Below are 21942 nucleotides of genomic sequence, written 5' to 3' on the forward strand. Positions count from 1 at the left end.
AAGGGTGGTTCGTTCCGCGGGCTCCGCTCAGTAGGGTCATGTCCATGCTCGAAACGCACGTTCGCCGCCGCGCCGCCCTTCGGACCCGTCTGCAAGAACGCGACCTGGACGCCCTTCTGGTCGTCGACCTGCGCAACGTGCGCTACCTGACCGGGTTCACCGGGTCGAACGCCGCCCTGCTGGTGCACGCCGACGGCGACGACAAGAGCGTCTTCTGCACCGACGGCCGGTACCTGACCCAGTCCGCGCGGCAGGTGCCCGACCTCGAGCGGCTGATCGAGCGGCCGTGCGGGCCCGCGCTCGCCAAGGTCGCCGCCGACCACCACGTGCGGCGTGCCGGGTTCGAGAGCCACCGCGTGACCGTCGACGAGCTGGACGTGCTCGCCGAGCAGGCAGGCAAGACCGAACTGGTGCGTGCCGCCGGCCTGGTCGAGCAGCTGCGCATGGTCAAGGACGACGCCGAGATCGAGGCGTTGCGCATGGCGTGCGCGGCCGCCGACCGCGCGCTCGCCGACCTCATCGAGCACGGCGGGCTGCGGCCCGGCCGCACCGAACGCGAGGTCGCGCGCGAGCTGGAGACGCGGATGCTCGACTACGGCGCGGCGGGTCCCGCGTTTGACTCGATCGTGGCCACCGGCGCCAACTCGGCCATTCCGCACCACCGGCCCACCGACACCGAGCTCGCCGCCGGTGACCTGGTGAAACTCGACTTCGGCGCGCTTGTCGACGGCTACCACTCGGACATGACCCGCACGTTCGTGCTCGGCGCGCCCGCGGACTGGCAGCGGGAGCTGTACGACCTGGTCGCGGCCGCGCAGGCGGCGGGCCGGGCGGCGCTGCGGCCGGGTGCGCTGGTGTCGGACGTCGACGCGGCCGCGCGCGGCGTGGTGGAGGCCGCAGGCCACGGCGACGACTTCCTGCACGGCCTCGGGCACGGCGTCGGGCTGGAGATCCACGAGGCACCGTCCCTGGCCAAGACGGGTGAAGGTAGACTTTCCGCCGGTATGGCAGTCACCGTGGAGCCGGGTGTGTACCTGTCCGGCAAGGGCGGCGTCCGCATCGAGGACACGCTCGTCGTGCGGGACGGCGATCCCGAACTTCTCACGCTGACGACCAAACAGCTCGTCGTCGTGTAGCGATGCGGTAGACGAAGCGGCAGACATCCGACCAGGAGAGAGAACGACCCCGTGGCATCCACGAACGACCTGAAGAACGGCATGGTGCTCAACCTCGAGGGCCAGCTCTGGAGTGTTGTCGAGTTCCAGCACGTCAAGCCCGGCAAGGGCCCGGCGTTCGTGCGCACCAAGCTCAAGCACGTGCTGAGCGGCAAGGTCGTCGACAAGACGTTCAACGCGGGCATCAAGGTGGACACCGCCACCGTCGACCGCCGCGACATGACGTACCTGTACCAGGACGGCAACCAGTTCGTCTTCATGGACGGCGAGACCTACGAGCAGGAGCACATCGACGCCGACGTCATCGGCGACCAGTCGAAGTTCCTGCTGGAGAACAGCACCGTCACCGTCGCCACGCACGAGGGCACCCCGCTGTTCATCGAGCTCCCGACGTCGGTCGAGCTCGTGATCAGCCAGACCGACCCCGGCCTGCAGGGCGACCGCTCCACCGGTGGCACCAAGCCCGCGACGCTGGAGACCGGCGCCGAGATCCAGGTGCCGCTGTTCCTGTCGACCGGCGAGAAGGTCAAGGTGGACACCCGCGACGGTCGCTACCTCGGCCGAGTCAGCTCGTAGATGGGCGCGCGCAGCAAAGCTCGCAAGCGCGCGGTCGATGTCCTGTACGCGGCGGCGCTCCGCGACGCCGACCCGGCGCGGCTGCTCGAGGAACGCAACGCGGCGGCCGAGCACCCGTCGCCGAACGACTACGCCACCACGCTCGTCGAGGGCGTGGTGGCGCACCGCGAGCGGATCGACGAGCTGCTGACCGAGCACGCGGAGGGCTGGACGCTCGACCGCATGCCGTTCGTGGACCTCGCCGTCCTCCGGCTCGGGGTCTACGAACTGCTGTGGGCAGCGGACGTCCCGGACGCGGTCGCCATCGACGAGGCCGTGCAGCTGGCGAGGTCACTGTCCACAGACGACTCACCGCGCTTCGTCAACGGCGTCCTGGGCCGCCTCGCGACCATCGCCGACCAGCTCCGCGCCACGTTGTAGCGATCCCGTCGCTCCCCGCGACCTGAGCTGCCGCGCTGAGCAGGCGTACGCGACGTGGCAGCCGCGCACGCCAACGAGACGGTGCCGAAAACCGCCGGACATCGGCGGCGCGGCTGGCCGCGTGACGCCCATGACCATCGCTTCGGCGTGCGCCGAACTGTTCCGCTCGTACGTTGACGTCCATGACTGACAGACGATCTTTGCTCGCCGCAGCGGTGACGGTGTTCCTGTGGGCGTCCGCCTTCGTCGCGATTCGGAGTGCCGGGGAGCACTACTCGCCGGGCGCGCTGGCGCTGGGACGGCTGCTGTCCGGTTCGGTCGTGTTGGTCGTGTTCCTCCTGGTGCGCGGGGAAGGCCTGCCGCGGCGCGGGGCGTGGCCCGGCATCGTGATCTCGGGCCTGCTGTGGTTCGGCCTGTACATGGTGGCGCTGAACTGGGGTGAGCAGGAGGTCGACGCGGGCACCGCCGCGATGGTGGTGAACGTCGGCCCGGTGCTGATCGCGCTGCTCGGTGGCTGGCTGCTCAAGGAGGGCTTCAAGCCGAGGGTGCTCGCCGGCATCGCCGTGTCGTTCGCGGGTGCCGTGGTCGTCGGCTTCTCGATGGCGGGCGACGGGCACGCGTCCGTGCTGGGCGTCCTGCTGTGCGTGGTCGCGGCGATCACCTACGCCATCGGGGTCGTCGCGCAGAAACCCGCGCTGCGCCACGGAAGCGCGCTGCAGGTGACGACGTTCGGCTGTCTCGTGGGGACGGTCGCGTGCCTGCCGTTCGCGGGGCAGCTCGTCGCGCAGGTGTCCACGGCCCCGGTGCCGGCGACGCTGAACGTGCTCTACCTCGGGGTGTTCCCGACCGGCCTCGCGTTCACGACGTGGGCGTACGCACTGGCCCGCACGACAGCGGGGAAGATGGGCGCCACCACCTACGCCGTGCCCGCGCTGGTCGTGCTGATGGCGTGGCTCGTGCTCGACGAGCTGCCCGGCTGGGTCACGTTCCTCGGCGGTGCGCTCTGCCTCGCCGGCGTGGCGGTCTCCCGGACCGGATCACGGAAACCGGCGCCGGTCTCGGAACCGGTGGTGACCGCGAAGGCGGGCTGAACGGTCAGCGGTCCACCGACGCGAACACGCCCCAGCCCGGGTACTCGCGTTGGTAGCGGGCGTGGCGGACCGGCTCGGTGGCGTGTTCCGCCCGCGGCTCTTCCGCCAGCTCGTCGTCGGGCGGCTCCTGGTGCCGGAACGGTTCGCCGATCAAGAGAAGGCCGCCGGGCGGAGGCTTCGGCGCAGCAAGTCGACCGCGCCCGCGACGCCGCCGCCGATCCACGTCGCGCCGACGCACGCCGCGTGGACGAACGTCACCTTGTCCGCGACGCCCAGCTCCTCGGCGCGGGCGGTCGCCTTCGCCAGGAACGCCGCGCTGATGTCGACTCCGGTGTCCGTGACGCCCTGATCGCGGGCCCACGTGCAGAGCAGCTCCCCGGAACCACACGCCAGGTCCAGCACCGCGGCACCCGGCGGCACCCGGAGGGCCGCGCCGAGCGTCGCCAGTTTGGCGCTGCTGAACGGGTTGTGGATGCGGTGGCCGCTCTCGCGGATGGTGAAGCTACGGGGCAAGCCCACGCGCGGACGCTAGACAGACCGTGCCCGTTGTGTCCAACCCATTCCGTTGCGACAGAACGGAATGGGGCTGACCCGGTCGGGTTGTTTGGCCGTGACCCGAATGGAGTAGTGGGCTGGGGCCGGACGCGACCATGATCAGCGGCCGTTCGCCACGGAGGGTGGCGGAAGCGCCGGTGGATACGCGACCGGCCGCGGCCCTGCTCGTGCAAGGTCGCGACCGGGTTGCCAGTCGACAGCGGGTCGTGCCGCACGCCTGCCGGCCGATCTCCCATCTCCCTCGGCCGGCCGCGGCGATCGTCAGTGGAGCCCGTACGTACCGGCTCAGTCCTCCTTGGACGGACGTGCCTCCGGCGGAAGCACCCCCCAGTCGATGAGCTGCTCGGTGAGCTCACCAGGGGTCATGTCGTAGATGATGGCCAGCGAGCGGAGGTCCTCCGTGCGGATCGACAGCACCTTGCCGTTGTAGTCGCCGCGCTGGCTCTGGATGGTGGCGGCGTAGCGGGCCAGCGGGCCCACCTTCTCCGCCGGGAGCTGCTGCAGCCGCTCCAGGTTGATGACGATCTTGGTCGCCGGCTCCGCCCCGGACGGGACGCGCCCCTCCGGCAGCAGCTCGACCACCGGGACACCGTAGAAGTCGGCCAGCTCGGCCAGCTTCTGCACGGTGACCGCCCGGTCGCCCCGCTCGTACGAGCCCACGACGACCGCCTTCCAGCGGCCGCCCGACTTCTGCTCGACGCCGTGCAGGGACAGGCCCTGCTGCTGGCGGATGCCGCGGAGCTTGCTCCCTAGCGCCTTGGCGTAGTCGCCCATATGGCGATTCTCCATTTCGTTCGCCCCGACGGCCGGTTGAAAAAGGTATGCCGCGGGTAGCCGCATATCGACACGCAGAGTAATGGTTACCCACAGTTGTCACCAGGTCAAGCTGATCTGTGTACGACGTCCGTGGAAACGCCGGATTACCACCCGGTTGGTGGATCCGGTCGGCCTGATACGGTGCTAGAGCGCCCGCAGTGGGCGCGGAGCTAGACGTCCTTTAAGGACCCGTCCAGTGAGGCGGGGAAGGAGGTCAACCGTTGTCGCCGCCCCATCGCGGCGCGACGGAACCGGCCGAGCGGCGCGAGCTGCTGTCGGCCGGCGACGTCGCGCGCACTGTCGCCCGTATGGCGCACCAGGTGATCGAGCGCACCGCGCTCGGCGCCCCCGACGCACCACCCGTCGTCCTCCTGGGCATTCCCACCCGCGGCGCCCCGCTCGCCGCCCGGCTGGCCGCCCGCATCGCCGAGTTCTCCGGCATCGACGTCCCCACCGGTGTGGTGGACGTCACGCTCTACCGAGACGATCTCCGCCGCAAACCGACCCGCCCGGTCGGCGCCACCGCGCTGCCGAAGAGCGGCATCGACGACCACCTGGTCATCCTCGTCGACGACGTCCTCTACTCCGGCCGCACGATCCGTGCCGCCCTCGACGCGCTCCGTGACGCGGGCCGCCCCCGCGCGGTCCAGCTCGCCGTGCTCGTCGACCGCGGTCACCGCGAGCTGCCGATCCGCGCGGACTACGTCGGCAAGAACGTCCCCACGTCCCGTTCCGAGGAGGTCCACGTCCTGCTCACCGAGACCGACGACCGCGACGCCGTGGTCCTGGACAGGAGGGACGCGCCGTGAAGCACCTCCTGTCGACGGAAGGCATGGACGCGGCCACCGCGACCGCCGTCCTGGACACGGCCGCCGAGCTGAAGCAGACCCTGCTCGGCCGCGAGGTCAAGAAGCTGCCCACGCTGCGCGGCCGCACCGTGATCACGATGTTCTACGAGAACAGCACCCGCACCAGGGTGTCGTTCGAGATCGCGGGCAAGTGGATGAGCGCGGACGTGGTCAACGTGTCCGCGAGCGGCAGCAGCGTCGGGAAGGGCGAGTCGCTGCGGGACACCGCGCAGACCCTCGCCGCCGCGGGCGCGGACTGCGTGATCATCCGGCACCCGGCCTCGGGCGCCGCGCACCGGCTCGCGGGCTGGCTCGCCGAGGTCGGCACCTCGGTGGTGAACGCGGGCGACGGCATGCACGAGCACCCCACCCAGGCGCTGCTCGACGCCGCCACGCTGCGGGAACGCCTCGGCGACCTGGCGGGCAAGCGGATCGCGATCGTCGGCGACGTCCTGCACAGCCGGGTCGCGCGGTCGAACGTCCACCTGCTCACCACGCTCGGCGCGGACGTCACGCTGGTCGCACCGCCGACGCTGCTGCCCGCGCACGTGGAGCGGTGGCCGGTCACGGTCTCGCACACCCTCGACGCCGAACTGCCCAGCCTGGACGCCGTGATGGTCCTGCGTGTGCAGGCCGAACGCATGCACGGCGGCTTCTTCCCGTCCACCCGCGAGTACTCGATCGCCTACGGCATGAACGAGCGCCGCCTCGGTCTGCTGCCCGGCCACGCGGTCGTGCTGCACCCCGGCCCGATGCTGCGCGGCATGGAGATCGCCGCCGCGGTCGCCGACTCGCCGCGCGCCGCGATCACCCAGCAGGTGTCGAACGGTGTGCACGTCCGGATGGCGGTCCTGTACCACCTGCTGGCCCACGAGGAGGAGGTCGCGTGAGGGAGCTTGCGACCGAACCATTGACGTCGAGTTCCTTGCTGCTCAAGGGAGTCCGCCCCTACGGCGAGGAACCGACGGACCTGTTGATCCAGGACGGGCTCGTCGCCGAGGGCACCGGCGCCGACGAGGTGATCGACGCCAGCGGGCTGATCGCCCTGCCCGGGTTCGTCGACCTGCACACCCACCTGCGGGAACCGGGCCGCGAGGACACCGAGACCATCGCCACCGGCTCCGCCGCCGCGGCACTGGGCGGCTACACGGCCGTCTTCGCCATGGCCAACACCGACCCGGTCGCCGACAACGCGGTGATCGTGGAGCACGTGTGGCGCCGCGGCCGCGAGGTCGGCCTGGTCGACGTGTACCCGGTCGGGGCCGTCACCGTCGGGCTCAAGGGCGAGAAGCTCGCCGAGCTGGGCACCATGGCGAACTCGCGGGCCCGGGTCAGGATGTTCTCCGACGACGGGCACTGCGTCGCCGACCCGCTGCTCATGCGCCGCGCGCTGGAGTACTCGACGGCCCTGGACGTGGTCATCGCCCAGCACGCCGAGGAGCCGCGGCTGACCGTCGGCGCCCAGGCGCACGAGGGTGAGCAGGCCGCGCGCCTCGGCCTGCAGGGCTGGCCGGCCGCGGCCGAGGAGGCGATCATCGCCCGCGACTGCCTGCTGGCCCGCCAGACCGGCGCCCGCCTGCACGTCTGCCACGTCTCCACGGCCGGTGCCGCGGAGCTGCTGCGGTGGGCGAAGGCGCAGGGGATCACGGTGTCCGCCGAGGTCACCCCGCACCACCTGCTGCTCGACGATGAGCGGCTCGCCACCTACGACCCGGTCAACAAGGTCAACCCGCCGCTGCGCACCGCCGCCGACGCGAAGGTGCTGCGGGAGGCGCTCGCCGAGGGCGTCCTGGACTGCGTGGCCACCGACCACGCCCCGCACGCCGCACAGGACAAGGACTGCGAGTGGGCCGCCGCGCGACCGGGGATGCTCGGTCTGCAGACCGCGCTGTCGGTCGTGGTGGCGACGATGGTGGAGCCGGGCCTGCTGGACTGGCGCGGCGTCGCGCGGGTGATGAGCGAGCGGCCCGCCGAGATCGCGGGCCTGCCCGACCAGGGCCGCCCGATCGCGGTCGGCGAGCCGGCCAACCTGGTCCTCGTCGACCCGGCCGCCCGGTGGACGGTCCGCGGTGACGAGCTGGCGAGCATCGCCGCCAACACCCCGTACGAGGGCATGGAGCTGCCCGGTCGAGTGGTCACGACGCTGCTGCGCGGGCGCGTGACCGCACACGATGGAAAGGTGCGTTCATGAGTCAGGCCGCCTTGGTCCTGGAGGACGGGAAGGTCTTCCGCGGTGCGGCGTTCGGCGCGACCGGGACCACGCTCGGCGAGGTCGTCTTCTGCACCGGCATGACCGGCTACCAGGAGACGCTGACCGACCCCTCCTACCACCGCCAGATCGTGGTGGCCACGGCCCCGCAGATCGGCAACACCGGCTGGAACGACGAGGACGACGAGTCCCGCCGCATCTGGGTCGCCGGATACGTGGTCCGCGACCCGGCCAGGGTCCCGTCGAACTGGCGGTCCCGCCGCAGCCTCGACGACGCGCTCACCGAGCAGGGCGTCGTCGGCATCGCCGGCGTCGACACCCGCACGCTGACCCGCCACATCCGCGAACGCGGCGCCATGCGCGGCGGCGTGTTCTCCGGCGACGCGCTCGGCACGGTCGACGAGATGGTGGCGCAGGTCCTCGCGAGCCCTCAGATGGTCGGCGCCGACCTCGCGGGCGAGGTGACCACCCAGGGCACCTACGTGGTCCCGCCGTCCGGTGAAACGCGGTTCCGCGTGGCGGCCCTCGACGTGGGCATCAAGACCAACACGCCGCGCATGATGGCCCAGCGCGGCATCGAGACCCACGTGCTGCCCGCGAACGCCACCATCGACGACGTCCTCGCGCTCGAACCGGACGGGTTCTTCCTCGCGAACGGCCCCGGCGACCCGGCGACCACCGACGGCCCGATGGCGCTGACCCGGCAGGTGCTCGAACGCGAGATCCCGACGTTCGGCATCTGCTTCGGCCACCAGATCCTCGGCCGCGCGCTGGGCCTGTCCACCTACAAGCTGCGCTACGGCCACCGCGGCATCAACATCCCGGTGATCGACGTGGCGACCGGCCGGGTCGCGATCACCGCGCAGAACCACGGCTTCGCGCTGGAGGGGGAGCCGGGCCAGCGGTTCGACACCCCCTACGGCGGCGCCGTGATCAGCCACTACTGCCCGAACGACGGCTGTGTGGAGGGCGTGCGTGCCCTCGACGTGCCCGCGTTCTCGGTCCAGTACCACCCCGAGGCGGCGGCAGGCCCGCACGACGCCGCCCCGCTGTTCGACGAGTTCGTGGGCCTGATGGCGGAAAGGGCTGAGCACAGTGCCTAAGAGGACTGACATCCAGCACGTCCTCGTGATCGGCTCCGGGCCGATCGTGATCGGGCAGGCGTGCGAGTTCGACTACTCGGGCACCCAGGCGTGCCGCGTCCTGCGCGAGGAGGGCCTGCGGGTCAGCCTCGTGAACTCCAACCCGGCGACGATCATGACCGATCCGGAGTTCGCCGACGCCACCTACATCGAGCCGATCACCGCCGACTTCGTCGAGAAGGTGATCGCGAAGGAGCGCCCCGACGCGCTGCTCGCGACCCTCGGCGGCCAGACCGCGCTGAACACCGCGGTCGCGCTGCACGAGCGCGGGGTCCTCGAGAAGTACGGCGTCGAACTCATCGGCGCCGACATCGAGGCCATCCAGCGCGGCGAGGACCGGCAGCGGTTCAAGGACATCTGCGCCCAGGTCGGCGCGGAGACCCCGCGCAGCGCGGTGTGCCACTCGATGGACGAGGTCCGCAAGACCGTCGACGACCTCGGCCTGCCCGTGGTCATCCGGCCGTCGTTCACCATGGGCGGCCTCGGCTCCGGCATGGCGTACACGCCGGAGGACCTCGAGCGGCTCGCGTCGACGGGGCTCGCGGAGTCCCCGGTGCACGAGGTGCTGATCGAGGAGAGCGTGCTCGGGTGGAAGGAGTACGAGCTCGAGCTCATGCGCGACCGCCACGACAACGTCGTGGTCATCTGCTCGATCGAGAACATCGACCCGATGGGCGTGCACACCGGCGACTCGGTGACCGTCGCGCCCGCGATGACGCTGACCGACCGCGAGTACCAGCACATGCGTGACGTCGGCATCGACGTGCTGCGCGCGGTCGGCGTGGACACCGGCGGCTGCAACATCCAGTTCGCGGTGCACCCGGAGACCGGCCGCCTGGTCGTCATCGAGATGAACCCGCGCGTGTCCCGGTCCTCCGCGCTCGCGTCGAAGGCCACCGGCTTCCCGATCGCCAAGATCGCCGCGAAGCTCGCCATCGGCTACACCCTCGACGAGATCCGCAACGACATCACCGGCGAGACCCCGGCGAGCTTCGAGCCGACGCTGGACTACGTGGTCGTCAAGGTGCCGAGGTTCGCCTTCGAGAAGTTCCCCGGCGCCGACCCGACCCTGACCACCACCATGAAGTCGGTCGGCGAGGGCATGGCGCTCGGCCGCAACTTCGTCGAGGCGCTCGGCAAGGCGCTGCGGTCCATGGAGACCAAGGCCGCCGGTTTCTGGACCACCCCCGACCCGGACACGCTGACCGTCGACGGGGTGCTGGAGCAGCTGCGGGTGCCGCACGACGGCCGCCTCTACACCGTGGAGCGCGCGCTGCGGCTCGGCGTGCGCGTCGAGGAGGTCTCGCAGGCGTCCGGCATCGACCCGTGGTTCGTCGACCAGATCGCCTCGCTGGTCGAGCTGCGTGCCGAGGTCACGGCCGCGCCGGTGCTCGACGAGCACCTCCTGCGGCGGGCCAAGCGGGCCGGGTTCTCCGACCGCCAGATCGCCGCGCTGCGGCCCGAGCTGGCGGGGGAGGACGGCGTCCGGTCGCTGCGGCACCGGCTCGGCATCCGCCCGGTGTTCAAGACCGTCGACACCTGCGCCGCCGAGTTCGCGGCGCGCACGCCGTACCACTACTCGGCCTACGAGCTGGACCCCGCCGCCGAGTCGGAGGTGACCGAGCAGCGGGACCGGCCGAAGGTGCTGATCCTCGGCTCCGGCCCCAACCGCATCGGGCAGGGCATCGAGTTCGACTACTCGTGCGTGCACGCGGCCATGGCGCTGCGGGCCGCCGGGTACGAGACCGTGATGGTCAACTGCAACCCGGAGACCGTCTCCACCGACTACGACACCTCCGACCGGCTCTACTTCGAGCCGCTGACCTTCGAGGACGTCCTCGAGGTCGTGCACTCCGAGCAGCGCTCGGGCACCGTCGCGGGCGTGGTCGTGCAGCTCGGCGGCCAGACCCCGCTGGGCCTGGCGAAGCGGCTCGCGGACGCGGGCGTGCCGGTCGTCGGCACCCCGCCGCACGCCATCCACCTCGCCGAGGAGCGGGGCGCGTTCGGGGAGGTGCTCACCGGCGCCGGGCTGCCCGCGCCGAAGTACGGCACCGCCACGTCGTTCGCCGCGGCCAAGCGCATCGCCGACGAGATCGGCTACCCGGTCCTCGTGCGGCCCTCCTACGTGCTCGGCGGGCGCGGCATGGAGATCGTGTACGACGAGGCGTCGCTCGCCGGGTACATCGAGCGCGCCACCGAGGTCACGCCGGAGCACCCGGTGCTGGTCGACCGCTTCCTCGACGACGCCATCGAGATCGACGTGGACGCGCTCTACGACGGCGAGGAGCTGTTCCTCGGCGGCGTCATGGAGCACATCGAGGAGGCCGGCATCCACTCCGGCGACTCGTCGTGCGCGCTGCCGCCCATCACGCTCGGGCGCACCGACCTGTCGACCATCCGCCGGTCGACCGAGCTGATCGCCAAGGGCATCGGGGTGCGCGGCCTGCTCAACGTCCAGTACGCGCTCAAGGACGACGTCCTGTACGTGCTGGAGGCCAACCCGCGCGCGTCCCGGACCGTGCCGTTCGTGTCCAAGGCGACCGCCGTGCCGCTCGCGAAGGCCGCCGCCCGGATCATGCTGGGCGCGACCGTCGCGGACCTGCGGCGCGAGGGCATGCTGCCGGCACACGGGGACGGTGCCGACATGCCGCCGACCTCGCCGGTGTCGGTCAAGGAGGCGGTCCTGCCGTTCCACCGGTTCCGCACGCCGGAGGGCCACGGCGTCGACTCGCTGCTCGGCCCGGAGATGAAGTCGACCGGCGAGGTCATGGGCGTCGACGCGTCGTTCGGCAAGGCGTTCGCGAAGTCGCAGACCGCGTCCTACGGCTCGCTGCCGACGTCCGGCCGGGTGTTCGTGTCGGTCGCCAACCGGGACAAGCGGGCGATGGTGTTCCCGGTCAAGCGGCTCGCCGACCTCGGGTTCGAGGTGCTCGCGACCGCGGGCACCGCCGAGGTGCTGCGCCGCAACGGCATCCCGTGCACCGAGGTGCGCAAGCACTTCGAGGGGGCCGACAACATCGTCGACATCATCCGCGACGGCGGCGTGGACATGGTCATCAACACCCCGTACGGCAACCCGGGCCCGCGCGTGGACGGCTACGAGATCCGCACGGCGGCCGTGTCGCGCGACATCCCGTGCGTGACCACCATCCAGGGCGCCGCGGCCGCCGTGCACGGCATCGAGGCGCTGATCAGGCAGGACATCGGTGTGGAGTCGCTGCAGTCGCTGCAGGCCACGCTGCGGAGCCAGCGGTGAGGGCGCCGTTCGGGGAGCGGCTGACCGCCGCGGTCGCCGAGCACGGCCCGCTCTGCGCCGGGATCGACCCGCACGCGTCGCTGCTGGCGCAGTGGGGCCTGCCGGTCGACGCCACCGGGCTCGAACGGTTCGCGATGACGTGCGCCGAGGCGTTCGCGGGCCAGGTGGCGGTGGTCAAGCCGCAGTCGGCGTTCTTCGAGGCGCACGGCTCCGCCGGGGTCGCCGTGCTGGAGAAGCTGATCGCCGCGTTCGCCGGCACCGGCACGCTCGTGCTGGCCGACGTCAAGCGCGGCGACATCGGCTCCACCATGGCCGCCTACGCGCAGGCGTACCTCGCCGACGGCGCGCCGCTCGCGGCGGACGCGATCACGGTGTCGCCCTACCTCGGCTTCGGGTCGCTCGACCCCGCCCTCGACCTCGCGGAGCGGACCGGGCGCGGGCTGTTCGTGCTGGCCCTGACCTCGAACAAGGAGGGTCCGCAGGTGCAGCGGGCGCGTGGCGAGGACGGCGTCGCGGTGGCGCAGGCCATGGTCGACGAGGCGGCGGCCCGCAACGAGGGCGCGACCCCGCTCGGGTCCGTCGGTCTCGTGATCGGCGCGACCGTCGGTAGAGCGGCGCTGGACCTGTCGCGGTTGAACGGCCCGATCCTGGCGCCCGGTTTCGGCGCGCAGGGCGCCGGTGTCGACGACCTCGGGAAGGTCTTCGGCGACCACCTCCGGCACGTGCTCCCGGCCTCGTCCAGGGACATCCTGCGGCACGGCCCGGACGTGGCGGCACTGCGTGACGCGGCGCTGCGGGTGCGGGACTCGCTGGGGGTGGCGCACAGCCTCTGACCTGCACAGGAGGCCCCCTTCGCCCGACACGCGGGCGGAGGGGGCCTTTGGCGTGCGTGCCGTATGGGCCTAGCATGTCGAAGCGCTTCGCGCATCCGCGCGAGGCGGGTCCCGTGACACCGGACCCGAAGGTGTTACCGCTGGTCCAGGGGTACTCGCTACTCAGAGTTGATCTATGCTCTGTCGCGCACTACCCACCGCACTAAGGTGGACCCGCGTTGTCATGAGAAGGCGGACCTCGGTAACGTCGCGACACCGATCCGCAGAAAACCCCACCCCCCGGAGGAAATCGTGGCCCTTCCCCAGCTGACCGAGGAGCAGCGGGCCGCAGCGCTGGAGAAGGCGGCTGCCGCCCGTCGCGCCCGAGCTGAGCTCAAGGAGCGCCTGAAGCGAGGTGGCACCACCCTCAAGGACGTGCTCGCCCAGGCTGACAAGGACGAGGTCCTGGGCAAGATGAAGGTCACCGCACTGCTCGAGGCCCTGCCGGGCGTCGGCAAGGTGCGTGCCCAGCAGATCATCGAGCGCCTTGAGATCGCCCCGAGCCGTCGTCTTCGCGGCCTCGGCGACCGTCAGCGCAAGGCGTTGCTCGCCGAGTTCAGCGGCGAGTGACGAGCAGTGACATCAGGAGGGGCCGGCTGGTTGTACTGGCCGGCCCCTCCGGCGTAGGCAAGAGCAGTGTGGTCCGGGAGCTGCGGAAGCTCTACCCGGACCTCTGGTTCAGCGTGTCCGCGACGACCAGGGAGCAGCGTCCCGGCGAGCTGGACGGGGTGGACTACCACTTCGTCACGGCCGACGAGTTCGACCGCATGATCGAGAAGGACGCCCTGCTCGAGTGGGCGGACATCCACCGCGGCACGCACCGCTCCGGCACGCCGAGGGCGCCGATCGAGGAACGGCTGGCCGCGGGCAAGCCCGCGCTGGTGGAGGTCGACCTGCAGGGCGCGCGGAACCTGCGGAAGACCATGCCGGAGGCCCTCCTCGTCTTCATCTCACCGCCCAGCTGGGAGGCGCTTGTCGAGCGCCTGGTCGGCCGGGGCACCGAGTCGCCGGAGGTCGTGGCCCGCAGGCTCACGACCGCCAAGGAGGAGTTGGCGGCCCAGGAGGAGTTCGACGAGGTCGTGGTCAACACCGACCTGCGGAGCACCGCTGAGCAGTTGCTAAAGTTGATGCTTGACAATTCCTCCTCCCATCAGTTGGAGAACCACGAGTGATCACCCCCACCGAGTTGGGCGCACTGGGTGACCCGTCGGGCCAGCAGCTCGAAGGCATCACCAACCCCCCGATCGACGACCTGCTCGACAAGGTCAGCTCCAAGTACGCCCTGGTGATCTACGCGGCCAAGCGCGCCCGCCAGATCAACGACTACTACGCGCAGCTCGGCGAGGGCCTGCTCGAGTACGTCGGCCCGCTGGTCGAGCCGGGTCCCCGCGAGAAGCCGCTGTCCATCGCGCTCCGCGAGATCCACGCCGGCCTGCTCGAGCACACCGAGGGCGAGTGAGTGAGTGAGCCGCCGGCGTCTGGACTGACGAGCACGAAGGCCTGGCGAGGTACGAGCCCTGGGCCTTCGCGCGCAGGAGGGAAGACGCCGGGAACAGGCTCGCGAACGCCGAGCGGAGCGAGGCCATGACAGTGAGTGAGCCGCCGGCGTCTGGACTGACGAGCACGAAGGCCTGGCGAGGTACGAGCCCTGGGCCTTCGCGCGCAGGAGGGAAGACGCCGGGAACAGGCTCGCGAACGCCGAGCGGAGCGAGGCCATGACACTGAGCGAGCCGCCGGCGTCTGGACTGACGAGCACGAAGGCCTGGCGAGGTACGAGCCCTGGGCCTTCGCGCGCAGGAGGGAAGACGCCGGGAACAGGCTCGCGAACGCCGAGCGGAGCGAGGCCATGACACAGCGCCCGCGCGTCGTTCTCGGTGTGGGCGGTGGCATCGCCGCCTACAAGGCGTGCGAGGTCCTGCGACAACTGACCGAGTCAGGGCACTCGGTCCAGGTCGTGCCGACCGCGGCGGCGCTGCGGTTCGTCGGCGCCGCCACGTTCGAGGCGTTGTCCGGGCACCCGGTGCACACCGAGGTGTTCGACGACGTCCCCGAGGTGCCGCACGTCCGCATCGGCCAGGAGGCCGACCTGGTGCTGGTCGTCCCGGCGACCGCGAACCTGCTGGCCAAGGCCGCGCACGGGCTCGCCGACGACCTGCTCACCAACACCCTGCTGACCGCGCGCTGCCCGGTGCTGATGGCGCCCGCCATGCACACCGAGATGTGGGAGCACGCGGCCACGCAGGCGAACGTGGCGACGCTGCGTGCCCGCGGTGTGGTGGTCACCGAGCCCGCGAGCGGGCGGCTGACCGGCAAGGACACCGGCAAGGGCCGCCTCGCCGACCCCGCCGAGATCGTCGACCTGGCCCGGCTGCTGCTCGCCCGGCGCGACGCGCTGCCCCGGGACCTCGAGGGCGTGCGCGTCGCGGTGTCCGCGGGCGGCACCCGTGAACCGCTCGACCCGGTCCGGTACCTGGGCAACCGGTCGTCCGGCAAGCAGGGTTACGCCCTCGCCAGGACCGCGGCGCAACGCGGCGCGCACGTCACGCTGGTGTCCGCGCACACCGTCGCCCTGCCGGTGCCGGCCGGGGTCGAGATCGTGCGTGCGGGCACCGCGCTCGAATTGCGGGACGCCATGCACGCGGTGTCAGCGGACGCTGACGTTGTGGTGATGGCCGCGGCGGTCGCCGACTTCCGTCCCACATCGCGGGCGGACTACAAGATCAAGAAGACGGATCGTGACCCGGATCCAGTGACGCTGACCCGCAACCCGGACATCCTCGCCGAGCTGGTGGCCGCGCGCAGGCCGGGCCAGGTGATCGTCGGGTTCGCCGCGGAGACCGGCGACAGCGGCGCCGACGTGCTCGAACACGCCCGCGCGAAACTCAAGCGCAAGGGCTGTGACCTGCTGGTCGTCAACGCCGTGGGCGAGGGAAAGGCCTTCGAGACCGAGGACAACGCCGGGTGGCTACTATCGGCCGACGGGGCGGAACGGTCGATCGAGCTGGGCTCGAAGGCGCGGATGGCGTCCGATATATGGGACGCGGTCGTTCAACTGATTCATCAGTGAGCCTTGCTCGATACCTAGTACATAGTCTTCAGGGCAGGCAACAGGAGAGATTGGGTGTGGGTACGTCGTGAGTAGTTCCGCGAGCAGGCTTTTCACCAGTGAGTCGGTGACCGAGGGGCATCCGGACAAGATCTGTGACGCCATCAGCGACGCCGTTCTCGACGCGCTGCTGTCCAAGGACCCGAAGTCGCGCGTCGCGGTCGAGACACTCGTGACGACCGGCCAGGTCCACGTCGCCGGTGAGGTCACCACCGAGGCGTACGCCGACATCCCGTCGCTGGTCCGCGAGACCATCCTCGACATCGGCTACGACTCGTCGGCCAAGGGCTTCGACGGCAACTCGTGCGGGGTCAACGTCGCGATCGGCGCGCAGTCGCCGGACATCGCGCAGGGTGTCGACACCGCGTACGAGAAGCGCGTCGAGAGCGACGAGGACGAGATCGCCAAGCAGGGCGCCGGTGACCAGGGCCTGATGTTCGGGTACGCCTGCACCGACACGCCCGAGCTGATGCCGCTGCCGATCGCGCTGGCGCACCGGCTGTCCCGCCGCCTGACCGAGGTCCGCAAGAACGGCCAGCTGCCGTACCTGCGCCCGGACGGCAAGACCCAGGTCACCATCGAGTACGCCGGTGACCAGGCCGTGCGCCTCGACACCGTGGTGGTGTCCTCGCAGCACGCCGAGGGCGTCGACCTGGAGAAGCTGCTCGGCGTCGACGTGCGCGAGCAGGTCGTGCAGCCCGAGATCGCCGGCCTGGAGCTGGACACCGACAACGTGCGCCTGCTCGTCAACCCGACCGGTCGCTTCGTCATCGGCGGCCCCATGGGTGACGCGGGCCTGACCGGCCGCAAGATCATCGTCGACACGTACGGCGGCATGGCCCGCCACGGTGGCGGCGCGTTCTCCGGCAAGGACCCGTCGAAGGTGGACCGCTCGGCCGCGTACGCCATGCGCTGGGTCGCGAAGAACGCGATCGCGGCGGGCCTCGCCACCCGCATCGAGGTCCAGGTCGCCTACGCCATCGGCAAGGCCGCCCCCGTCGGCCTGTTCGTCGAGACGTTCGGCACCGAGACCGTCGACCCGACGAAGATCCAGCAGGCCATCAGCCAGGTCTTCGACCTGCGCCCGGCCGCGATCATCCGCGACCTCGACCTGCTGCGCCCCATCTACCGCCAGACCGCGGCGTACGGCCACTTCGGCCGGCCCGAACTGGACCTGCCGTGGGAGCGGACCGACCGGGCGGATGCACTCAAATCGCTCGCGGGCGCCTGATCCGTTCCGCTGGCTGTGGTACGCGGTGGGCGGTTCGCTGCCCGCCGCGTACCACCAGTGGGTGTTGTACGACCTGACGTGCCGGACGTGGGTGCTGCGGCACTTCGCGCGCGTCATGGTGCAGTTCCTGCCGTGGTGGCTGGCCCTGCTCGCGCCGGGGCCGTGGTCGCTGCGGTTCTCTCTTGTGGCGCTCGGGTATCTGCTCGGGTTGTACTTCTCGTTGTCCTTCATGGAGGACGCCTGCGAGCGGCGGTTGGTGAAGGCCGGGTACCCGGCCGGGTTGAACCGGCGCATTCGGGAGGAGACGCCTGTTTCCGCTCGGGCCGAGAGCGCGGCGTTCTACGCCGCGTTCTACCCGCCACCCTGATGTCGGCTGTGGACGGTGTCGGCTTCCGGTGCCGTCACCCGATGACCTGCCCTGATCGTGTCTTCTGGTAGACCAGGCGGCATGACCGGCGGGCGCGTGGTGCGCAAGGGAGAGAACCGCCCGGCGGCTGATCTTCCGGTCGCCCGGGTGGTCGTCGACGTGCCGCTCGCGCACCTCGACCGGCCCTTCGACTACCTCGTGCCCGACACGCTCGACGCCGCCGCCGTGCCCGGGTGTCGCCTGCGGTTGCGGTTCGCGGGCAAGCAGGTCGACGGGTACCTCCTCGAGCGGGTCGCTGCCTCCGAGTTCTCCGGGCGGATGGAGTACATCGGCAAGGTGGTGTCCTCGGAGCCGGTCCTCACACCGGAGCTGGCGACCCTCGCCCGGGCCGTCGCCGACCGGTACGCCGGGATGATGATCGACGTCCTCCGGCTCGCCATTCCGCCTCGGCACGCCAAGGTCGAGGCCGAGCCGCCCGCCGAGCCTGCCGAGCCACCACCGCCACCGGACACGACTGCCTGGGGGCGGTATCCGCGTGGGCCTGCCTTTGTCGACGCGCTCACGCACGGGCGGCAGGCGCACGCCGTCTGGCAGGCGCTCCCCGGGGAGGACTGGCCCGCTCGGCTCGCCGAGCTTGCCGCCGCCGCGGCCGCCAACGGGCGGGGGGCGGTGCTCGTCGTGCCCGACTACCGGGACGTGGCCCGGTTGCACGCGGCCTGTGTCGAGCGTGCCGGGGACGGCAACGTCGTCGTGCTCTCCGCGGATGCCGGGCCTGCCAAGCGGTACCGGGCCTGGCTCGCGGTCAAGCGGGGGACCGCGCGGATCGTCGTCGGTACCCGGGCCAGTGTGTTCGCGCCCGTCGTCGACCCTGGGTTGTTCGTCGTCTGGGACGACGGGGACGACCTGCACGCCGATCCGCACGCGCCCTACCCGCACGTGCGGGACGTGCTGATCCAGCGGGCCCACACCAGTGGGGCGTCCCTCCTCGTCGCCGGGTTCGCGCGGACCGCCGAGGCGCAGCTGCTGGTCGAGTCCGGGTGGGCGCCCGAGATCGTCGCCGCGCGGGACGAGGTGCGGAAGGCCGCTCCCCGGATCACCTCGCTGGGGGAGACCGACCAGCAGCTCGCGCGGGACCCCGCGGCACGAGCGGCGCGGATTCCGTCCGTCGCGTTCGAGGCGGCCCGGGACGCGCTCAAGGCCGGGCGGCCCGTTCTCGTCCAGGTGCCGCGCGGGGGTTACGTGCCCGCGCTCGCCTGCCAGCAGTGCCGCGGGCCTGCCCGCTGTCGTCGGTGTGCGGGTCCGCTCGGACTGCCGGTCAGCGGCTCCGAAGCCCGGCCACCCACCTGCCGGTGGTGTGGCGTGCCGGACACCGCTTTCCGGTGCGGCAACTGCGGATCGCGGCGGTTGCGGGCCATCGTCGTCGGCGCCAAGCGGACCGCGGAGGAACTCGGGCGGGCGTTCGCCGACGTGCCTGTGCTCGGGTCCGGGGCGAAGGAGGTGCTCCGGCAGGTCGACGCGCGGGCCGCGCTCGTGGTCGCCACGCCCGGCGCCGAGCCCGTCGCCGTCGGCGGGTACGGGGCCGCGCTGCTGCTCGACGGGTGGGCGTTGCTGGGCCGTGCCGACCTGCGGGCCACGGAGGAGACCCTGCGGCGGTGGATGACCGCCGCCGCGCTCGTGCGGTCCGCCCAGGACGGGGGGCGGGTCGTCGTGCTCGCCGAGTCGGCGTTGCCGCCCGTGCAGGCGCTCGTGCGGTGGGATCCGGTGTGGCACGCGGGACAGGAGCTGGCCGCCCGCGCCGAGCTGGGGTTCCCGCCCGCCGTGCGGATGGCGTCCGTCGACGGCCCAGCCAAGGCGCTCGCCGCGTTCCTCGACGAGCTGGCCCTGCCGTCGTCCGGGGAGGTGCTCGGGCCGGTGCCCCTCGGCGAGCCCGACCGGGACGGCAACACCGAGAAGGAACGCGCGCTCGTCCGTGCCACGCGGGCGGAAGGGCGGGCGCTCGCCGCCGCGCTCGCCACCGCCCAGCACGCCCGCACGGCACGGAAGGAACCGGACGCCATCCGTGTCCGGCTCGACCCGCTCGAGCTGATCTAAAACGGGGTGCGCGACGGTCGCCGCCCCGGCTAGCGTCCCGGAACCGTGAGCGACGACCTCTCGGACGGCTGGTTCCCTGAAAGCGTGGCCGCGGACTACGACGGTCCCGGCGGCGAGAACGCCCCCGAGGCGGTGACACCCGTCGTCGACGTCCTCGCCGACCTGGCCGACGGGCCGGTGCTCGAGTTCGCCGTCGGCACCGGGCGGATCGCCGCGCCGCTGGCCGCGCGCGGGGTGCCCGTCAGCGGCATCGAACTGAGCCGGGCCATGGCCGCGCGGATCGCGGGCAAGCCCGGCGGCGACGCGGTCGACGTGACGATCGGCGACATGGCGACGACGCGCGTGCCCGGCGAGTTCTCGCTGGTCTACCTGGTGTTCAACACGATCAGCAACGTCACCACCCAGGACGGGCAGGTCGACGTCTTCGTCAACGCGGCCGCGCACCTGCGGCCCGGTGGGCTGTTCCTGATCGAGGTGGGGCTGCCGGCCCTGCGCCGCCTGCCACCCGGCCAGGACACGGTCCCGTTCGCGGTGGACCCCGACGGCGGCTACGTCGGGTTCGACCAGTACGACGTCGTGACGCAGGAGTTCACGTCGAACCACGTCACCGTGTCACCCGATGGCACGGGCCGGTTCCGCCGCATCCCCTTCCGGTACGCGTGGCCCGCCGAGATGGACCTCATGGCCCGCATCGCGGGCATGCGCCTGAAGCACCGCTGGGCGGGCTGGGACCGCGCCCCGCTCACGGCCGACAGCACCAAGCACGTCTCGATCTGGCAGAAGCGCTAGCGGATCGGGCCCGTCAGGCCGGGCGGGGGCAGTTCCTCCGGGTCGTGGGCGAGGTTGCCGCTGACCACGCGCATGCCCTGGCTGTCGCGGCCGATGACGTCGACGACGTCGCCGTCGCCGAACTCGCCGAGGGGCACGACGAACATCCCGTCCCGGAAGGCCGGGGTGGTGACCGGCACGATGTCGAGGTCCCGGAGCACCGAGAACTCCAGCGCGTCCACGCCGTGCGCGATGCCTGCGAGCACGCCGGACGGCGACAGGTACACCGCGTAGACGGACGCGGGGGGCATGTAGTCGGGCGTGACCGCGATGGTGGCCCACCCGGCGCCCGGGTCGGACACCGTCGCCGTCGTGTCCGTGACCTCGCAGAACGCCGGGTCGCCCGACTTGCCGACGAACGCGGTGATCCGCGTGCCGTCCCGCGTGGTCGCGGTGAACTTCGGGAGCCACTCGGCGCGGGGCGCGAACTCGCCTGCCCGCGTGCTGGCGGCGGCGACGTCGGCGCAGTGGTCCAGGTCCTCCTGCGTGCGGCGGTCCGGCAGCGTCATCGTGATCGGCGCCGCCGGGTCGTTCGGGGCGGCCGGGCGGTCCGTCCCCGGCGCCCACGTGGCGACGGCCACCGCGCCCAGCGCCAGCACGGTCACGGCCGCCGCGGCGGCGAGCGGGGCGCGGAGCCGGCGGCGCGGCGCCGCGAGGCCGGTGTCGATCGAGCGGCGGATGCGGTCGCGGGTCTCGCCGGGGAGCTGCCGCCGCGGCGGCAGGTCGAGTGCGTTCATGACAGCTCCTCGAGCTTCGTGCGCAGGCGGGCCCGCGCTCGGGACAGGCGGGAGCGGACGCTGACCTCGGCCACGCCGAGCAGCTCGGCCGCGTCCGCGGCCGGGACCTCGCCGAGCAGGCACAGCTCGACCGCCTCCCGTTCCGCGGCGGGCAGCGTGCGGACCGCGGCGAGGACGCGGGCCATGCGGGCGTCCCCGTCGACGCGGTGCGCCACCTCGTCGGCGTGGTCCGCGGCCACGGGCTCGGCCGGCAGCCTGCGCACCGCGCGCAGGAACCGGGTGGCGCCCCGGTACTCGGTGCGGGCCAGGTTGCCCGCCACCGTGTACAGCCACGGCAGCGCCGAGTCGCGGACGAGCCGCACCTCCCGGCACTTGCGCCACGCCAGCAGGAACGTGCTGGAGGTGAGGTCCTCCGCCTGGCTCCACGACGCGGTCAGCCGGTAGGCGTGGTTCCACACCGCCTCGGCGTGGCGTTCGAACAGCGCCCCGAACGCGTGCCGGTCCCCGGCCGCGGCACGGGCCCACAGTTCGGTGTCCGGTGCCGCGTCGGGAGCCAAGGCAGGTCCTCGGGGTGGGTGGGCGATCGTCACATCGGGAAGTGGCCGCAGCGGTGCGGGGCGTT

At 71.9% G+C, this 21942-nt stretch carries 23 protein-coding genes; 18 read left to right on the top strand and 5 right to left on the bottom strand.

Going from position 1 to position 21942, the window contains the following annotated elements; all coding sequences use genetic code 11:
• Positions 1–44 precede the first annotated feature (44 nt).
• The 4 genes from ACYQ77_RS24440 to ACYQ77_RS24455 all read left to right on the top strand — a co-directional run bounded on the left by ACYQ77_RS24440 (position 45) and on the right by ACYQ77_RS24455 (position 3262).
• Positions 45–1136 carry a M24 family metallopeptidase gene (locus ACYQ77_RS24440; RefSeq protein ID WP_459715122.1) on the top strand — a complete coding sequence of 364 codons (1092 nt, stop codon included), beginning with the start codon at positions 45–47 and terminating at the stop codon, positions 1134–1136.
• A gap of 51 nt (positions 1137–1187) precedes the next feature.
• Positions 1188–1751, top strand: a complete 564-nt coding sequence (gene efp / locus ACYQ77_RS24445; protein ID WP_459715124.1) for an elongation factor P — start codon at positions 1188–1190, stop codon at positions 1749–1751.
• Positions 1752–2171, top strand: coding sequence for a transcription antitermination factor NusB (gene nusB, locus ACYQ77_RS24450; RefSeq protein ID WP_459715126.1), 420 nt, complete (start codon positions 1752–1754; stop codon positions 2169–2171).
• 182 nt (positions 2172–2353) lie between these two features.
• Complete coding sequence (locus tag ACYQ77_RS24455; protein ID WP_459715128.1) at positions 2354–3262, top strand: DMT family transporter; 909 nt, start codon at positions 2354–2356, stop codon at positions 3260–3262.
• A 4-nt stretch (positions 3263–3266) separates the two neighbouring features.
• Here ACYQ77_RS24455 and ACYQ77_RS24460 read toward each other — a convergent pair whose 3' ends face one another.
• From ACYQ77_RS24460 to bldD, 3 genes are all read right to left on the bottom strand, one after another.
• Entirely contained in the window at positions 3267–3416 is a 150-nt protein-coding gene (locus ACYQ77_RS24460) for a hypothetical protein (RefSeq protein WP_459715130.1), read from the bottom strand.
• Positions 3413–3781, bottom strand: a complete 369-nt coding sequence (locus ACYQ77_RS24465; RefSeq protein WP_459715131.1) for an SAM-dependent methyltransferase — start codon at positions 3779–3781, stop codon at positions 3413–3415. The genes ACYQ77_RS24460 and ACYQ77_RS24465 overlap by 4 nt, the downstream gene beginning before the upstream one ends.
• A 321-nt stretch (positions 3782–4102) precedes the next feature.
• Entirely contained in the window at positions 4103–4591 is a 489-nt protein-coding gene (bldD, locus tag ACYQ77_RS24470) for a transcriptional regulator BldD (RefSeq protein ID WP_075123575.1), read from the bottom strand.
• Positions 4592–4854: 263 nt separating this feature from the next.
• Here bldD and pyrR point away from each other — a divergent pair, with 263 nt between their 5' ends.
• The 14 genes from pyrR (at position 4855) to ACYQ77_RS24540 (ending at position 20544) form a co-directional block, all read left to right on the top strand.
• Positions 4855–5442: a bifunctional pyr operon transcriptional regulator/uracil phosphoribosyltransferase PyrR gene (gene pyrR, locus ACYQ77_RS24475; RefSeq protein WP_459715133.1), complete on the top strand. Its 588-nt coding sequence runs from the start codon at positions 4855–4857 to the stop codon at positions 5440–5442.
• Complete coding sequence (locus ACYQ77_RS24480; protein WP_459715135.1) at positions 5439–6371, top strand: aspartate carbamoyltransferase catalytic subunit; 933 nt, start codon at positions 5439–5441, stop codon at positions 6369–6371. The genes pyrR and ACYQ77_RS24480 overlap by 4 nt, the downstream gene beginning before the upstream one ends.
• Positions 6368–7672 (top strand): dihydroorotase, encoded by a 1305-nt coding sequence (locus tag ACYQ77_RS24485; RefSeq protein ID WP_459715137.1) that lies wholly within the window; start codon positions 6368–6370, stop codon positions 7670–7672. Before ACYQ77_RS24480 ends, ACYQ77_RS24485 begins: the two co-directional genes overlap by 4 nt.
• Complete coding sequence (gene carA, locus ACYQ77_RS24490; protein ID WP_459715139.1) at positions 7669–8793, top strand: glutamine-hydrolyzing carbamoyl-phosphate synthase small subunit; 1125 nt, start codon at positions 7669–7671, stop codon at positions 8791–8793. Before ACYQ77_RS24485 ends, carA begins: the two co-directional genes overlap by 4 nt.
• The gene (carB, locus tag ACYQ77_RS24495) at positions 8786–12088 is read left to right on the top strand and encodes a carbamoyl-phosphate synthase large subunit (protein ID WP_459715141.1); all 3303 of its coding nucleotides are present in this window, start codon (positions 8786–8788) and stop codon (positions 12086–12088) included. The genes carA and carB overlap by 8 nt, the downstream gene beginning before the upstream one ends.
• Complete coding sequence (pyrF, locus tag ACYQ77_RS24500) at positions 12085–12921, top strand: orotidine-5'-phosphate decarboxylase (RefSeq protein WP_459715143.1); 837 nt, start codon at positions 12085–12087, stop codon at positions 12919–12921. The genes carB and pyrF overlap by 4 nt, the downstream gene beginning before the upstream one ends.
• Positions 12922–13212: 291 nt before the next feature.
• Positions 13213–13530, top strand: a complete 318-nt coding sequence (gene mihF / locus ACYQ77_RS24505) for an integration host factor, actinobacterial type (RefSeq protein WP_133905065.1) — start codon at positions 13213–13215, stop codon at positions 13528–13530.
• Positions 13527–14132, top strand: a complete 606-nt coding sequence (gmk, locus tag ACYQ77_RS24510) for a guanylate kinase (protein WP_459715145.1) — start codon at positions 13527–13529, stop codon at positions 14130–14132. The genes mihF and gmk overlap by 4 nt, the downstream gene beginning before the upstream one ends.
• Complete coding sequence (gene rpoZ / locus ACYQ77_RS24515; RefSeq protein ID WP_459715147.1) at positions 14129–14419, top strand: DNA-directed RNA polymerase subunit omega; 291 nt, start codon at positions 14129–14131, stop codon at positions 14417–14419. The genes gmk and rpoZ overlap by 4 nt, the downstream gene beginning before the upstream one ends.
• A 387-nt stretch (positions 14420–14806) precedes the next feature.
• A complete protein-coding gene (coaBC, locus tag ACYQ77_RS24520) occupies positions 14807–16027 on the top strand; it encodes a bifunctional phosphopantothenoylcysteine decarboxylase/phosphopantothenate--cysteine ligase CoaBC (protein WP_459715148.1) in 1221 nt (406 codons plus the stop codon).
• A 67-nt stretch (positions 16028–16094) separates the two neighbouring features.
• On the top strand, positions 16095–17297 hold the full coding sequence (metK, locus tag ACYQ77_RS24525) for a methionine adenosyltransferase (protein WP_459715150.1): 1203 nt from the start codon (positions 16095–16097) through the stop codon (positions 17295–17297).
• On the top strand, positions 17269–17664 hold the full coding sequence (locus tag ACYQ77_RS24530) for a DUF5313 family protein (protein ID WP_459715152.1): 396 nt from the start codon (positions 17269–17271) through the stop codon (positions 17662–17664). Before metK ends, ACYQ77_RS24530 begins: the two co-directional genes overlap by 29 nt.
• 81 nt (positions 17665–17745) lie before the next feature.
• On the top strand, positions 17746–19755 hold the full coding sequence (locus tag ACYQ77_RS24535) for a primosomal protein N' (RefSeq protein WP_459715154.1): 2010 nt from the start codon (positions 17746–17748) through the stop codon (positions 19753–19755).
• A 45-nt stretch (positions 19756–19800) separates the two neighbouring features.
• Complete coding sequence (locus ACYQ77_RS24540) at positions 19801–20544, top strand: class I SAM-dependent DNA methyltransferase (RefSeq protein WP_459715156.1); 744 nt, start codon at positions 19801–19803, stop codon at positions 20542–20544.
• On the opposite strand, the gene ACYQ77_RS24545 is transcribed toward ACYQ77_RS24540, so the two are convergent.
• The gene (locus tag ACYQ77_RS24545; RefSeq protein WP_459715158.1) at positions 20541–21320 is read right to left on the bottom strand and encodes a hypothetical protein; all 780 of its coding nucleotides are present in this window, start codon (positions 21318–21320) and stop codon (positions 20541–20543) included. The two genes, ACYQ77_RS24540 and ACYQ77_RS24545, sit on opposite strands and share 4 nt — an antisense overlap.
• Positions 21317–21877, bottom strand: coding sequence for an RNA polymerase sigma factor (locus ACYQ77_RS24550; RefSeq protein WP_459715161.1), 561 nt, complete (start codon positions 21875–21877; stop codon positions 21317–21319). The genes ACYQ77_RS24545 and ACYQ77_RS24550 overlap by 4 nt, the downstream gene beginning before the upstream one ends.
• Positions 21878–21942 lie beyond the last annotated feature (65 nt).

Source organism: Actinophytocola sp. KF-1, assembly GCF_054661535.1.